Origin of the sequence: Micromonospora sp. CA-111912, assembly GCF_050948415.1 — a bacterium.
Lineage (GTDB): Bacteria > Actinomycetota > Actinomycetes > Mycobacteriales > Micromonosporaceae > Micromonospora.
In genome coordinates this window covers 4651930-4665698 of the sequence record NZ_CP192007.1, presented here as the reverse complement: position 1 = coordinate 4665698, position 13769 = coordinate 4651930, and the positions used below count along the sequence as shown (strand labels likewise).

Annotated in this window: 12 protein-coding genes, 1 pseudogene and 3 riboswitches; of the genes and pseudogenes, 3 read left to right on the top strand and 10 right to left on the bottom strand. The window is 74.0% G+C overall.

Translation table 11 applies throughout. The features are described from left to right. Positions 1-71: 71 nt before the first annotated feature. A complete protein-coding gene (locus ACQPZO_RS19390; RefSeq protein ID WP_433342880.1) occupies positions 72-812 on the top strand; it encodes a cobalt-precorrin-6A reductase in 741 nt (246 codons plus the stop codon). A 76-nt stretch (positions 813-888) separates the two neighbouring features. Here the strand turns inward: ACQPZO_RS19390 and ACQPZO_RS19385 are convergent, their stop codons facing one another. The 7 genes and pseudogenes from ACQPZO_RS19385 to ACQPZO_RS19355 form a co-directional block, all read right to left on the bottom strand. Continuing rightward, on the bottom strand, positions 889-1674 hold the full coding sequence (locus ACQPZO_RS19385) for a CbtA family protein (RefSeq protein ID WP_433342879.1): 786 nt from the start codon (positions 1672-1674) through the stop codon (positions 889-891). A gap of 102 nt (positions 1675-1776) precedes the next feature. Next, positions 1777-1986: a CbtB domain-containing protein gene (locus tag ACQPZO_RS19380; protein WP_433342877.1), complete on the bottom strand. Its 210-nt coding sequence runs from the start codon at positions 1984-1986 to the stop codon at positions 1777-1779. 39 nt (positions 1987-2025) lie between these two features. Then, positions 2026-2113, bottom strand: a riboswitch (adenosylcobalamin (AdoCbl) riboswitch). After that, a complete protein-coding gene (gene cobA / locus ACQPZO_RS19375; protein WP_433342876.1) occupies positions 2103-3155 on the bottom strand; it encodes a uroporphyrinogen-III C-methyltransferase in 1053 nt (350 codons plus the stop codon). Its footprint overlaps the riboswitch before it by 11 nt. Next, entirely contained in the window at positions 3146-4183 is a 1038-nt protein-coding gene (gene cobC / locus ACQPZO_RS19370; protein WP_433351087.1) for an Rv2231c family pyridoxal phosphate-dependent protein CobC, read from the bottom strand. The genes cobA and cobC overlap by 10 nt, the downstream gene beginning before the upstream one ends. A gap of 57 nt (positions 4184-4240) precedes the next feature. Then, a pseudogene (locus ACQPZO_RS19365) lies at positions 4241-5569 on the bottom strand (cobyrinate a,c-diamide synthase); the annotation flags it as partial. Further along, a complete protein-coding gene (gene cobO, locus ACQPZO_RS19360) occupies positions 5563-6177 on the bottom strand; it encodes a cob(I)yrinic acid a,c-diamide adenosyltransferase (protein WP_433342875.1) in 615 nt (204 codons plus the stop codon). The gene cobO and the pseudogene ACQPZO_RS19365, both read right to left, overlap by 7 nt. Next, the gene (locus ACQPZO_RS19355; protein ID WP_433342873.1) at positions 6177-8186 is read right to left on the bottom strand and encodes a VWA domain-containing protein; all 2010 of its coding nucleotides are present in this window, start codon (positions 8184-8186) and stop codon (positions 6177-6179) included. Before ACQPZO_RS19355 ends, cobO begins: the two co-directional genes overlap by 1 nt. 46 nt (positions 8187-8232) lie before the next feature. Continuing rightward, a riboswitch (cobalamin riboswitch) is annotated at positions 8233-8377 on the bottom strand. Positions 8378-8444: 67 nt separating this feature from the next. Here ACQPZO_RS19355 and cbiE point away from each other — a divergent pair. Next, on the top strand, positions 8445-9653 hold the full coding sequence (gene cbiE, locus ACQPZO_RS19350; RefSeq protein ID WP_433342870.1) for a precorrin-6y C5,15-methyltransferase (decarboxylating) subunit CbiE: 1209 nt from the start codon (positions 8445-8447) through the stop codon (positions 9651-9653). Next, positions 9650-10405, top strand: a complete 756-nt coding sequence (gene cobM, locus ACQPZO_RS19345; RefSeq protein WP_433342868.1) for a precorrin-4 C(11)-methyltransferase — start codon at positions 9650-9652, stop codon at positions 10403-10405. The genes cbiE and cobM overlap by 4 nt, the downstream gene beginning before the upstream one ends. Here the strand turns inward: cobM and ACQPZO_RS19340 are convergent, their stop codons facing one another. The 3 genes from ACQPZO_RS19340 to ACQPZO_RS19330 are packed head-to-tail and all read right to left on the bottom strand — an operon-like array spanning position 10406 to position 13442. Beyond that, positions 10406-11908, bottom strand: a complete 1503-nt coding sequence (locus ACQPZO_RS19340; protein ID WP_433342866.1) for a precorrin-2 C(20)-methyltransferase — start codon at positions 11906-11908, stop codon at positions 10406-10408. It lies immediately after the preceding gene. Then, positions 11905-12570 carry a precorrin-8X methylmutase gene (locus tag ACQPZO_RS19335; RefSeq protein WP_433342865.1) on the bottom strand — a complete coding sequence of 222 codons (666 nt, stop codon included), beginning with the start codon at positions 12568-12570 and terminating at the stop codon, positions 11905-11907. The genes ACQPZO_RS19340 and ACQPZO_RS19335 overlap by 4 nt, the downstream gene beginning before the upstream one ends. After that, the gene (locus ACQPZO_RS19330) at positions 12567-13442 is read right to left on the bottom strand and encodes a sulfite reductase subunit beta (RefSeq protein ID WP_433342864.1); all 876 of its coding nucleotides are present in this window, start codon (positions 13440-13442) and stop codon (positions 12567-12569) included. Before ACQPZO_RS19330 ends, ACQPZO_RS19335 begins: the two co-directional genes overlap by 4 nt. Before the next feature lie 45 nt (positions 13443-13487). Then, a riboswitch (cobalamin riboswitch) is annotated at positions 13488-13668 on the top strand. The last annotated feature ends 101 nt before the right edge of the window (positions 13669-13769 follow it).

The following is a 13769-nucleotide window of genomic DNA, read 5'->3' as shown; positions in this document are numbered from 1 at the left end:
CTCGACGTCGACGCGTTGCTGGGCCTGGCCGAGCAAGGCGTTCCCGCAGTCCCTGCGATCGGACCCCACGCGTGAGGGTCCTCGTGCTTGGCGGGACGGGGGAGGCCCGCGCGCTGGCGGCCGCGCTCGTCGAGGACGGTGCCGAAGTCGTGACCTCGCTCGCGGGACGTGTCGTGCGTCCGCGGCTGCCGGTCGGACAGGTGCGTGTCGGTGGCTTCGGTGGGATCGAAGGGCTGACGACGTACCTGGAGGGCGCTGGGGTGGATGCCGTCGTCGACGCGACACACCCGTTCGCGGAAAGGATCAGCGCCAACGCGGCTGCGGCGTGCCCGGCGGTCGGCGTTCCGCTGCTCCGCCTGGAGCGGCCCGGCTGGGCTGGCCGGCCTGAGGCGTCCGGCTGGCACTGGGTCGGCGACCACGACGAGGCCGCTCGCGTGGCGGCAGGGCTGGGGGAACGGCCGTTCCTCACCGTCGGGCGGCAGTCGCTCGGGCGTTTCGTCGAGCCGCTGCGCCGCCACGCGTGCCTCGTGCGCGTGGTGGACGAGCCGGACCTCCGCCTGCCGGCCTCCTGGATGCTGCTGCGCAGCCGTGGACCGTACACGATCGAACACGAACGGCAGGTGATGGCAGACGCGGACGTCCTGGTGACGAAGGACTCCGGCGGTGACCACACCGTCGCGAAGCTCGAGGTCGCCGCCGAGCGGGCGATGCCGGTGGTCGTCGTCCGCCGAGCCGGCCCGTCGGGCGGTGTGCGGGTCGTCCGCGACGTCGACGCCGCGCTGGCCTGGGTGCAGGCGCTGCCGGCACGCTGACCGCAGCCGCCCCGGACCGCAGCCGCGCTGACCGCAGCCGCGCGACGGGTGGTGCGCGGCTGCGGTCCGGGGCGGCTCAGAGCGTGGCGGCCAGTTCCTGGCGGCGCAGCCGCTCGGTGGCTCGGTCCGCGTCGCGTCCGACCAGGCCGGTGAGCACGAAGCCGAGGACGGTCCACGTCGCGGCCAGGGTCATGATCGACGAGCGGCGGAAGTACCAGAGCGTGTCGGCCGGGAAGTTGCCGACCTCGTTGACCGTCGGCAGGACGGCGCCGGCGACCACGACCACGACGAGGTATGCGGCGGCACCGACCAGCACCGCGGCGTACGCGCCAAGCTGGGGCAGGACCCGCCGGGCCAGGAGCACGGCGCCGATCGCCGCGACGAGGCTCAGCGCCCAGAATCCGAAGTACAGGGCGGTCCGTTCGCCGATCGTGTCGCCCGAGCCCACCGCCGGCGGCGTGGCGGGGTACTTGAAGAACGGCACCAGCGCCGTGGCGACGAAGCCGACGCCGGCCACCACCGCGGTGGAGGCTCGTGCGGAGAGCCTGCCCAGGCGCCCGACGGCGAACGCGGCAGCGAGCGCCGTGGCGCCGCCGAGGACGGCGCCCATCAGGATGGTGCCGGTTGCCAGGCCCCAGGTCGACTGCGTTTCGCGGGAGACCTGGGCCTCCTCACCGTGGCTGTGGGGTTGCTCGGCGGTCGCGTCGTCGTGCGTGTGCCCGTCTTCGGCCGAGCCCGCCTCCTCCAGGGCGATGGCGGTGTCGACCTGGGGCTCAGCGACGACGTAGGCGACGAGGAAGGCCGCGAAGCCGGCGATGAGGCCAGCCAGCAGGCCGTGCACGAGGAAGGTACGAGGGGCCATCAGGGGTCCGTTCGAGAGCCGGCCGCGGGCAGCGCGAGCCGCCGGCAGGACCGGGAGCGAGAGAAGGTGAATCCGGCCGACCGGGCGCCCGACGCGCGAGCGTCAGTGGCAGGGGTAGCCCAAGACGTGCCGTGCGTCGTGAACCAACTCGTGCACGGCGGTGCCCTCGAAGACGGAGAATGCTCCCTGCTCGGCGCCCACGAAGAACAGAACGACGGCGGTGAGCAGCGAGAAGAACAGGGCCCAGGGGGCGAGCTCGCGCACGGGGATGCTGGGGACAGCGGCCGGAACGGCCGTGGTTGCCTGAGACATGACACTCCTTGGGAAATCTGCGTCCCGTCGATGAATGTTCACCTGGCTGGAGGGTCTGGCTTCGCCGCAAGCGGCGTCACAGTAGCGCGACTGCGCCGGGATCGCACCGGCTTCCTTCAGCAAGGTGGGACGACCATAGCAGGTATCGGGCGGGGAAACGGTGTGGCGGCTGTCATGACCGCCCACGCAGGACGCGGCTCGAGCGCGGCCACGTGACCGATGACCGCGACGGCAGGGGCGCCGATGCCGGCCGCGGCGGTGTCGGCGACGATGTGGGCGAGGGTGCTGCGGACGACCTGCTGGCTGGCCAGGCTGGCGTCCGCCACGACCGCGCACGGCGTGCCCTCGTCCAGCTCGGCGGCGATGAGCGCTTCGACGATGGCAGGAAGGGTACGCACGCCCATGAGCACCACGATCGTGGTGCCGGAGCGTGCGAGGGCCGGGTAGTCGATCGACGAATCGGGGTGGCCCGGCGGCACGTGGCCGGAGACGACGGTGAAGCCCTGGACGAGTCCGCGGTGGGTGACCGGAATGCCGGCGAGCTCGGGGCCCGCGACGCTGGACGTCACGCCGGGCACCACGGTGGTGGCGACCCCGGCGTCGGCGCACGCAGCAACCTCCTCGAAGCCGCGGCCGAACACGTAGGAGTCGCCGCCCTTGAGCCGCACGACGTGACGCCCAGCGCGTGCGTGCGTCACGAGGAGACGGTTGATCTCCTCCTGGCTGGTGCTCCGCCCGTAGGGGATCTTCGCGACGTCGACGACCTCGGCCTCCGGGCGGGCCCACGCCAGCGCCTCCCACGGCGCGAGCCGGTCGGCGATGATCACGTCGGCCTGTTCGATGGCCGCACGTCCGGCGACGGTGACCAGACCGGGGTCCCCGGGGCCGGCGCCGACCAGCGTGACGTGACCGGCCCGGTCCGTCCGGGCGGGTGCGTCAGCCGTCCGGGGCGTGACGGCCCGCAGCACGACATCGAAGCAGCCCTCGTCCACGGGTGCCGTGACCCAGGTCAGGCGCCGACGCAGGGCGAGGTCCTCCAGCGCGGCGCACACGGTCGGCGCTGCGACAGTGACAGCTGCACCCTCACGCAGCAGCGCAGCGACCGTGGCAATGGCGCGTGGGCCCCCGTCGAGGACGAGCACGCTGCGACCGGTGACGTTCAGCTCCATGTGACGGTGAGTCCCAACGTGGTGAGCAGATGGCGGGTGGCGGCCGGCTCGCGGACGGCGATGCGCGCCCACGAGCCGTCGAGACCGGGGAAGGTGTCGGCCCGGCGTACGGCCACGCCCGCGTCCCTGAGGCGCGCGTGCGCCCCGGAGCCCAGCCGGGCGAGGACGAACGGGGCGTGGGACTCCGCGACCGTGAGGCCGAGCTCGCTCAGCCCGTCCACGAGCGTGCGCCGCTGCCGCACGCACAGCGCGGCCCGGCGCCCCGCCTCGGCCTCGGCCTGCGGCCCGGTGGTCGCGACGACGGCATGCAGCGCCGGGGTGCCGACCGACCAGGCCGGTTGCTGGGTTCGGAGGTCGGCGACCACGGCGGCGTCGCCCACGACGTACCCGGCGCGGATGCCGGGAATCGACCACAGCTCGGTCAGGCTTCGCACCACGACCAGCCCGGGTAGCCGGTGCGAGGTGAGCGTCTGCGGCTCACCCGGCACGAAGTCCATGAACGTCTCGTCCACGACGACAACGCGCCCGGGGCGGCACAGGGCGCGCAGGGTCGCGGCGGCGTGCAGGTGCCCGGTCGGGTCGGCGGGGTTGCCGACCACGACGAGGTCCGCGTCGTCAGGGACAGCACCGGGGTCGAGGGCGAAGTCGTCCTCGGTCCGGCACAGGACATGGGTGACGGTGTGGCCCGCGGCGCGTAGCGCGACGTCGGGCTCGGTGAACTGAGGGTGCACGACGACCGGGCGTCGCCAAGGCCGTGCTCGGGCGAGCAGGAAGAACGCCTCGGCGGTGCCGGCCGTGACGAGGACCTCGGACTCGTCACGACCGTGGCGACGCGCCACAGCGACGTGGGCCGCGGTGGCTTCGGGGTAGGTATCGGAGGCCGCGATTCCGTCGCGCAGCGCCCGCTCGAGCCACTCCGGGCGGGGCAGGCGACTGACGTCGACCGCCAGGTCCAGCAGGCCGGCGGACAGCTCCAGGTCGCCGTGGTGGCGCAACGGGGCCGCAGGCGGTTCGGGGACCAGTGGCACGGCGACGGCGTGCGTTCGTGGCGCACCAGGTGCCGCGATCGCGTCCGCCTGGTGCACCGCGTCCGCGAACGACTGGGCCAGGCACGGGTGCCCGGCCCAGTGCACGTGCAGATAGGACGCGCTGAGCGTCCGGCCCGCGAACCCGACGTCGCCGCCCTCCAACGTCCACGCGGGACGCTCGCCGTGCACGGGAGTGACCATGGTGCGGTGGAATTCGTGCGCCGTGGCACCGGTCCCGCGTGCGCCGAGGAGCTGGTCCGAGCCGAGTTCGGCCCGGCGGTACGCGAGGGTGAGCCGGGGCGTCATGACCGCGTCGGCGTCGAGCGCCCCGACCATGGGGTGCCCGTCGACGGAACGGCACAGGTACAGCAGTCCGGCGCACTCGGCCACCGTCGGGACGCCGTCGAGGACGGCCTGACGCAGCTCGTCGCGCAGCGCCCTGTTGGTGCTCAGCGCGGCCGCGTGCACCTCGGGGAAACCCCCGCCGAGATACAGACCGCGCGTCCCGGCGGGAAGCCGCTCGTCCCGGGCCGGGTCGAACGGCACGACGGTGCAGCCCGCCGCCTGCAGCAGCTCGGTCGTCTCGGCGTACCGGAAGGTGAACGCACGCCCGGCCGCGACCGCGATGATCGGGGACCCGGTGCCGGAGGGTCGGACGTGCGCGGCCGGGTCCCACGGCTCGGCGTCGAGGTCGGGCGCGGTGTGCGCCACCTCCAGCACGGCGTCCAGGTCGACGTGGCGGGCGACCTGCTCGGCCAGCCTGTCCAGCGAGGCGGCGGCCTCGTCGCGCTCGGCTGCGGGGACGAGCCCGAGGTGGCGCGAAGGCGCGCTGACCCCATGGTCGCGCTGCAGGATCCCGAGCACGGGGACGCCGGCGGACTCCACCGCGCGTGCCGCCTCGGCAGCGTGGCGGGGGGAGCCGGCTTTGTTGAGCACGACACCCGCGATCGTGACGCCGGGCTGGAACGTCGCCATCCCGTGCACGACTGCCCCTACGCTGCGCGCGGCGTGCGAGACGTCCACGACCAGGACGATCGGCGTCTGGGTGAGCGTCGCGACGTGGGCGGTGGAGGCGAACCCGTCGCCGCCGATGCGGCCGTCGAACAGGCCCATGACCCCCTCGACGACCGCGACGTCCGCGCCCTGGGCGCCGTGCAGCAGCAGCGGGACCACGAGCGAGGGGTCGGTCAGGTGCGGGTCGAGGTTGCGGCCCGGACGCCCGGTGGCCAGCGCGTGGTAGCCGGGGTCGATGTAGTCGGGCCCGACCTTGTGCCCCGAGACGGCATGCCCGCGGGCGGCCAACGCGGCCATGAGCCCGGTCGCGATCGTGGTCTTGCCGTGGCCGGAGGCCGGTGCCGCGAGCAGCACGCGCGGCAGCCTCACCACTCGATGCCTCGCTGACCCTTCTGGCCGACGTCCATCGGGTGCTTGACGTGCAGCATCTCGGTCACCAGGTCGGCCGCCGCGACGAGGCGGGGGTCGGCGCGGCGGCCGGTGACGACGACGTGCTGGCGGCCAGGACGGTTGGCGAGTGTTTCCACGACGTCGTCGACGTCGACCCAGCCCCACTGCATCGGGTAGGTGAACTCGTCCAGGACGTACAGCTGGTGCCGCTCGGCCTGGATGCGCCGCTTCACCTCCGCCCAGCCCTCGGCGGCGTCAGCGGCATGGTCTGCCTCGGTGCCGCCCTTGCGGCTCCAGGACCACCCCGAGCCCATCTTGTGCCACTCGACGGGCCCGCCCTCGCCGGTCTCCTCGTGCAGGCGGCCGAGTCGTTCGAGCACCGTCTGCTCCCCGATGCGCCACTTGGCCGACTTGACGAACTGGAAGACCCCGATGTCCCAACCCTGGTTCCAGGCGCGTATCGCCAGGCCGAAGGCCGCGGTCGACTTGCCCTTGCCGTTGCCGGTGTGGACCATCAGCAGCGGACGGTTGCGTCGTGCCCGGGTGGTGATGCCGTCGTCCGGGACGACCAGCGGCTTGCCCTGCGGCATCAGGCCACCCCCTCGCGCGGCGCGGTCGCCGTGTGGACGACGCTGGTGAGCTTTTCGGCGGTCACCTCACCGAGCGGCACGTGCTCGGCCTGCAGGGTTGCGGCCAGCTGCGCGGCAAGGCCGAGCCGGAACCGTCCGGTCTCGCAGTCGACCACGACGCTCTGCACGCCGGTAGCGGCCAGGTGCGCCGCGGCGCGGTGGGCACGACCGAGCGCGTCCGGCCCGAAGGTCGCACGGCCGTCGGTCACCACGACCAGCAGCGGCCGGCGGGACGGGTCGCGCAGCGCCTCGCGGCGCAGCACCTCCGTGGAGCGCTCCAGGCCCTCGGCGAGCGGCGTACGCCCGCCGGCCGGCAGGTCGGCCAGGCGCCGGGAGGCGACATCGACGGACCCGGTCGGCGGCAGGGCCAGGTCGGCGGTGCGCTGGCGGAACGTCACCAGCGCGACCTTGTCCCGGCGGCGGTAGGCGTCCAGCAGCAGCGCGAGCACGGCGGTCTTGACCTGCTCCATGCGACGTCGCGCGGCCATCGAGCCGGACGCGTCGACGCACAGCAGGACGAGGTTCGACTCCCGCCCGACGGTTTCTGCGCGGCGCAGGTCGCCCGGGGCGAAGACGAGACCGCGGCCCTCGACCAGGCCGCCACGGGAACGCTGGTGCGGCGCCGCCTCGGTGATGGTGCCCGGCAGGTGCAGGCGGCTGGCGACGGACGAACCGCGCTGCTGCCCGACCACCCGGCCCTGAGGCGTGCGGGCCCGGGACCGGCGGCCGGCCTGGCCTTCGCCGGTGCCCCGTACGACGAGCAGGCGGGCGCGTGCCGGCTCGCCGGCGGACGCGACCGATCCGGCAACGGCAGGCTGCGGCGCGTTGTCCGGCGCGGGCGATCCTCCGGCGTGTGAGTCGTGGACGTCCGGGGACCGGCCGTCCTGCGGGGCGTCGTCCGGCGGCCCGCCGCCGGGACCACCGGGGCCGTCGTCGGGCCCGTCCGGTCCGGGGTGCGGGTCGTCGTTGCCCAGCAGGTCGTCGAGCCGGTCCTCGTCCAGGCCGGGCTCGTCGAACGGGTTGCGGCGCCGGCGGTGCGGCAACGCGAGACGGGCGGCGACGCGGACGTCCTCGCGGGTCACGTACGTGCGTCCCTGCCAGGCGGCGTGCGCCGCGGCGGTGCGGGCGGTGACGAGGTCCGCGCGCAGGCCGTCGACGTCGAACGCGGCGCACACCTCGGCGATGGTCGTCAGCGTCTGGTCGTCGAGCACGACGTCCGGCACGAGCCGCCGCGCCGCCGCCAGCCGCGCACGCAGGGCGTCCTGCTCGTCGGCCCAGCGTGCGGTGAAGCCCTCCGGGTCGGCGTCGAACGCCAGCCGGCGACGCACGACCTCCACCCGCAGGGAGGGGTCGCGCGGTGCGGCGACCTCGACGGTCAGGCCGAACCGGTCGAGCAGCTGCGGGCGCAGCTCGCCCTCCTCGGGGTTCATCGTGCCGATCAGCACGAACCGGGAGGCGTGCTCGACTGAGAAGCCGTCGCGCTCCACGCTGACCCGGCCGGTCGCCGCTGCGTCGAGCAGCAGATCGACGAGGTGGTCGTGCAGCAGGTTGACCTCGTCGACGTAGAGCAGGCCACGGTGGGCTCGGGCGAGCAGGCCCGGCTCGAACGCCACTACGCCGTCGCGCAGCGCCGCGTCGAGTTTGAGGGAGCCCGTCACCCGGTCGTCGCTCGCACCGACGGGCAGCTCGACGAGCCGCACCGGCCGCTCGACGACGGGCGTGGAGGCGTCGATGGGCCCGTCGGGGCAGACCGCCAGGGCATCGTCCGGGTCGACCGAGAACCGGTCGCCCGCATACGTCCGTACCGGCGGCAGCACCTCGGCGAGGCCGCGCACGGTGGTGGTCTTGGCGGTGCCTTTCTCCCCACGGACCAGGACGCCGCCGATGAGCGGGTCGATCGCGACCAGGGTGAGGGCGAGAGTCATGTCGTCGGAGCCGACGACGGCACAAAAGGGGTACTGCGCTGGCATGTAGGGCTCCCGCTCAATCTGCCATGACCGTCCACGACGCGGACGCGTCGCGGCTCGGATCGAGGCCGGTCTTCGGACTTCCCAGGTCTGTGCCTGAGTCACCGCAGCGGGCCCTGTGCCGGATTCTCACCGGCTTCCCAGATTCTCCCCGTGGCCATCGGCCGTGGGGCACCTCGAACCTTCGCATCACCCTAGACGCCGTCCTGACGGCCCAGACAGCGGTCCGGCGCCTGGGCGGACCGGGCTAGGGTGCAACCCATGGAGGCGCACGTGACCGTTGTCGGGCTCGGGGCCGACGGCTGGGCGGGCTTGCCGGAGCCGTCTCGGACGCTGGTGCACGGGGCTGCGACGCTGCTCGGCGGAGCCCGGCACCTCGATGCGGTGCCGCCGGTCTATGGCCAGCAGCGTGTCGCGTGGCCGTCGCCGCTGCGTGAGAACCTGCCGGGCCTGCTGGGCGCCGCGCGCAGGCCCGTCGTCGTGCTGGCGTCGGGCGACCCGCTCGTGTCGGGCGTCGGCACGACGCTGCTGGACATCCTGGGCCCGGAACGGGTGACGATCGTGCCCGCGGTCTCCTCCGTGGCGCTCGCTCGAGCACGTCTCGGGTGGCCGGCGGAGTCCGTCACGACGGTGAGCCTGGTCGGCCGCGACGTGCACCTCGTCGTCCCCGCGCTCGCACCCGGGCGGCGGCTGCTCGTGCTCTCCAGCGACGAGACGACGCCTGCCGCCGTCGCCGCGCTGCTCACCGGACTCGGCTGGGGAGAGTCCAGGCTTACCGTGCTCGGCGACCTCGGCGCCGCGAGTGAGTCGCGTGCCGAGTCGACCGCGGCTTCGTGGGACGTCGTGGATGTGCCCCGGCTGAACGTCCTGGCGGCCGAGATCCGCGGCACCGGACCGGGCTGGGCCGCGGGCGGGGTGCTTCCCGACGACGCGTTCGAGCACGCCGGGCAGATCACCAAGCGCGACCTGCGTGCCAGCGCCCTGGCCCGGCTCGCGCCCGCCCCCGGTCACCTGCTGTGGGACGTCGGCGCCGGTAGCGGCTCGATCGGCGTGGAGTGGATGCGTGCCTGGCCGACGGCGCGGACGATCGCGATCGAGTCCCGCGCCGACCGCGCCGCGCTCGTGCGTCGCAACGCCGCCACGCTCGGCGTTCCCGGCCTGCGTCTCGTCGAGGGCTCGGCGCCCGACGCCCTGGCCGGTCTCGAGCGCCCCGACGCGGTGTTCGTCGGCGGTGGAGCGACCGTCCCCGGCGTGCTCGAAGCGTGCTGGGACGCGCTTGGCGCCGGTGGCCGGCTCGTCGTCCACGGCGTCACGGCCGAGACCGAGGCGGTGCTGCTCGAGCGGTACCGTCGCCATGGCGGCGAGCTCGTCCGCCTGCACGTCGAGCGCGCCGAGCCGCTCGGCGGCTTCACCGGCTGGACGCCCGCGCGTGCCGTCAGCCAGTGGACCGTCACCAAGGGAGAGTCATGACCGTCCATTTCGTCGGGGCCGGACCCGGCGCCGCCGACCTGCTCACGCTGCGCGCGGTTCGCCTGCTCGAGGTTGCGGACGTGTGCCTGTATGCGGGCACCTACCTCGACGCCGACGTGCTCGGCCACTGCCGCGACGACGCCCGACTGGTCGACACCCAGCACCTTGACCTGGACGAGATCACCGCCCACCTGGTGCGGGCGCACGCCGACGGGCTGGAGGTCGTGCGGCTGTGCTCGGGCGACCCGTCGCTGTACTCCGCGGTACACGAGCAGGCGCGCCGGCTCGACGCGGCGCAGGTCCCGTGGGACGTCACTCCCGGTGTGCCCGCCTACGCGGCTGCCGCGGCGATCGTCGGCGCCGAGCTGACCGTCCCCGAGCTCGCCCAGTCGGTCGTGCTCACCCGCGCTCAGGCCCGTTCCACGGTCATGCCGCCGGGGGAGCAGCTCGCCGCGTTCGCCGCGACCGGCGCGACCCTGGCCCTGCATTTGGCCATCACTCGCAGCCGCGAGCTGGCCGCCGAGCTGGCCGAGTACTACGGCGACGGGTGCCCGGTCGTCGTCGTGTCCAAGGCGACGCAGCCGGATGAGCTCGTCCTGCGCGGCACACTGGCCGACATCGGCGAGCAGGTCGAGGCCGCGGGCCTGCGCCAGGCCGCGGTCATCCTGGTCGGCCCCGCGCTGGCTCCCGGCGTCCGCGGCGGTGAGTCGTTCCTGTACGCGGCCAGCCGCGAACGTCGCGCCCGCGGCTGACTAGGCGACGAAGCGCGGGCTCCAGACGCGGCCGGCCGCGGTGACCCGCGTCGACGAGGCGCCGACGAGCAGCAGGCACTTCATGTCGATGGTCTCGGGGTCGAGCTCGCCCAGCGTCGTCACGGTGAGGCTCTCCCCGGCGCGGCCGACGTCGCGACCCACGACTACGACGGTCTCGGGTGACTTGTGCTCCAGCAGCGTTGCTCGGGCCTGCGCGACCTGCTCGGTACGCGAGCGCGAGCGCGGGTTGTAGAGGGCGAGCACGAGGTCCGCCTCGGCGACGGCGCGCAGTCGCTTCACCACGACGTCCCAGGGCTTGAGCCGGTCCGACAGGCTCAGCACCGCGAAGTCAGCGCCGATGGGGGCGCCGGCGCGCGCCGCGACCGCTTGGACGGCCGAGATTCCGGGCACGACGCGCACGGCGACGTCCGCGTAGCGTGGGTCCTCCGCGGCCTCGAACACCGCTGACGCCATACCGAAGATGCCCGCGTCGCCGCCGGAGACGACCGCGACGCGCTCACCGGCGAGCGCCAGCTCGAGCGCCTCGCGGGCCCGGTCCACCTCGACGGTGTTGCCGGACGCGTGACGCACCAGGCCCGGGCGCTGCGGGACGCGCTGGACGTACGGTCCGTAGCCGAGGACGTGGCCGACCTCCGCGAGCACTTGCGACGCCTCGGGGGAGAGCCACTGGTCGGGACCGGGACCGAGGCCCACGACGACGACTTCGGCACCGGCGACGGGCTCGGTGACCTCACTCACCGAGCGGTCGTAGCGCGCCACACCGGGACGGGTGTCGCCGGGGACCAGGACGATCGAGAAGTACGGCACCGTCTCGGGGTCCACGTCGGCGACCGGGAGCACGCGCTGGGCGTCCATCGACGCCCGCTCGACGTACCAGGACCCCTCGACGCGTCCGGCCTGTTCGAGCGCCGAGCGGACCTTGGCGAACGTGCGGCCGAGCTTCATGATCACGGCGCCGTCGGTGTCGGCGAGGCGCCGGGCCAGCTCCGGCTCGGGAAGCGTGCCGGGCAGCACGGTCAGCACGTCGGTCTGCCGGACCAGGGGCAGGGCGGTCGTGGCCGTGGCGGCCGCGAAGGCGGGTACGCCTGCGACGACCTGCGTCTCGAACTCGTCCGCGAGCCGGTCGTGCAGGTACATGAACGAGCCGTAGAGCATCGGGTCGCCCTCGGCCAGCACGACGACGTCGCGGCCCGCCCTCAGGTGCGCGCGGAGCCGGTCGCCGCACTCGGCGTAGAAGTCCGCCATCGCGCCGGCGTACCCGCCCGGGTGGTCGGTGGTCTGCGTCGTCACCGGGTAGACGAGCGCCTCCTCGATCACGCCGTCCGGGAGTAGGTCGGCGGCGATGCGGCGCGCGTTGGACTGCTTGCCGACCCCCTGATGGTAGGCGACGACGTCCGCCGCGCCGATCAGCCGGGCGGCCTTCAGCGTGACGAGCTCGGGATCCCCCGGGCCGACCCCGACGCCGAACAGCCGGCCGCTCACTCTGCCTCCTGGGCCAGGGCGTTGAGCGCCGAGGCGGCCAGCGCCGAGCCGCCGCGACGCCCGGTCACCACGAGATACGGCACGTCGAGCCCGGGTGCGTCGGCGGCGAGGTCGATGAGTGCCTGCTTGGACTCGGCCGCACCGATGAAACCCACCGGCGTGCCGATGATCGCGGCCGGTCGCGGTGCGCCGTCACGCAGCATCTCCAGCAGGTGGAACAGGGCCGTGGGGGCGTTGCCGAACGCGACGACGGCACCCTCGACGTGCTCGGCCCACAGAGACACCGCCGCCGCGGACCGGGTCGTGCCCCACGCGCGGGCGAGCGCCGGGACCTCGGGCTCGCGCAGGAAGCAGCGGACCTCGTTGTCGCGGGGCAGCCGGGCGCGGGTGACGCCGGCGGCGACCATGTGCGCGTCCGTCAGGATCGGCGCTCCCGCATCGAGCGCCGCCCGGGCCGCCGTCACGAGACCGGGATGGATCACCAGGTCCCGCGTCAGGTCGGTCTGCCCGCACGCGTGGATCATCCGCACCGCGACCTTCTCGGCGTCGGCCGGGACGCGCGTCAGGTCGGCCTCGGCGCGGATGGTGGCGAACGAGTCGGCGTAGATCACCGCGCCGTCGGTGACGTAGTCGTAGCGGCGCGTCGGTGGGGCGAAAGTCATGCATTCTCCAGATCGGGGACGAGCAGGGTGCGCCGTGGCGTGACGACGAGGTCGCCGGCACCGAGGGCGCGGACCTGGTCCATGAAGCGAGCATCCACCCGGCCGTCGCGGACCGCCAGGTGCAGCGCGACACGGCCGTCGTCCTGCGCGATCCTGCCAAGCGGGGGTGGCGGCGTGCTCACCCGGGTCCCCGGGGCACGCTCGAGCACGGCGCCCAGCACTGCCGCGCCGGAGCCGGGCAGCTCCTCGACGTGCCAGGGAGAGCTCGGTTCGCTACCGGCGAGCTCGGCGAACCGCACGGCGAGTGTCGTCAGCGCCGCAGCGGCCTCGTCCAGCGGGACGACCGGTCCCCACGACGTCCCGGCGCGCAACTGCGCGGTGCTCGCGTCGAGCGCCACGAGACCGAGGTCCAGGTCGCGCTCGACCAGGTCGCCGCGGCCGTCGTCGAGCACGAACAGGAACCGACCGGCCAGCGCGGCGAGCAGGGGCTCCGCGCACAGCCGGGCGTCGAGGTCAGCGATCACCGGACGCAGGTCGGCGCGGCCACCGCTGCGTCCGGTGAGCGGTGAGGCCAAGATGTTGCGCACCCGCTCGTGCGACGTCGACGGCACGAGCCCGGTTGCCATGATCACGTCCACGACCGCGTCCGGCAGGCACCCGTCGTCGTGCTCGATGCCGCGCACCTGGAGGTTGGCGCGGCTGGTCAGGTGGACCGCGCCGTCGCCGTGCTCACGCGCCACCCGGACGAGTGCGCCGAGCGCCTCGGTCGTCACGGCGCCACCGGGAACGCGCACCCGGACGAGCGCGCCGTCGTCGGCGATCCAGGGGCGCAGCAGGCCGGGACACAGGTCGCGGCGGGTCCTCTCGGGCACGGCGCCATCGTGCCAGAGCCCGTCTCGGGCGCTGTCGGTCGGCGGTGCTACGTTCGTCCTGCCAGCCAAACTCAGCCATGAGCCAGGGAACCCGGTGAGAGTCCGGGACTGACGCGCAGCGGTGAGGGTGACGGGCGGAGCACGACGCCACTGGACCAACGGTCTGGGAAGGCGCTCCGTCCGGTTGATCCCGAGTCCGAAGACCTGCTGGCCGCAGACCCCCGTCTGCGACACCTGCCCATCCAGGCCTCGCGCACAGGCCGCCGGACGAAGGAAGACCGTCGTGTCTCGTTATGCTCGCTCGCACCAGATCGGATCCTCCCACCA

Coding starts and splice junctions, on each gene's coding strand:
- cobM (WP_433342868.1), top strand. CDS start 9,650: ATGACCGTCCATTTCGTCGGGGCCGGACCCGGCGCCGCCGACCTGCTC.
- ACQPZO_RS19380 (WP_433342877.1), bottom strand. CDS start 1,986: ATGTCTCAGGCAACCACGGCCGTTCCGGCCGCTGTCCCCAGCATCCCC.
- ACQPZO_RS19335 (WP_433342865.1), bottom strand. CDS start 12,570: ATGACTTTCGCCCCACCGACGCGCCGCTACGACTACGTCACCGACGGC.
- ACQPZO_RS19355 (WP_433342873.1), bottom strand. CDS start 8,186: ATGCCAGCGCAGTACCCCTTTTGTGCCGTCGTCGGCTCCGACGACATG.
- cobO (WP_433342875.1), bottom strand. CDS start 6,177: ATGCCGCAGGGCAAGCCGCTGGTCGTCCCGGACGACGGCATCACCACC.
- ACQPZO_RS19385 (WP_433342879.1), bottom strand. CDS start 1,674: ATGGCCCCTCGTACCTTCCTCGTGCACGGCCTGCTGGCTGGCCTCATC.
- cobA (WP_433342876.1), bottom strand. CDS start 3,155: ATGGAGCTGAACGTCACCGGTCGCAGCGTGCTCGTCCTCGACGGGGGC.
- cbiE (WP_433342870.1), top strand. CDS start 8,445: ATGGAGGCGCACGTGACCGTTGTCGGGCTCGGGGCCGACGGCTGGGCG.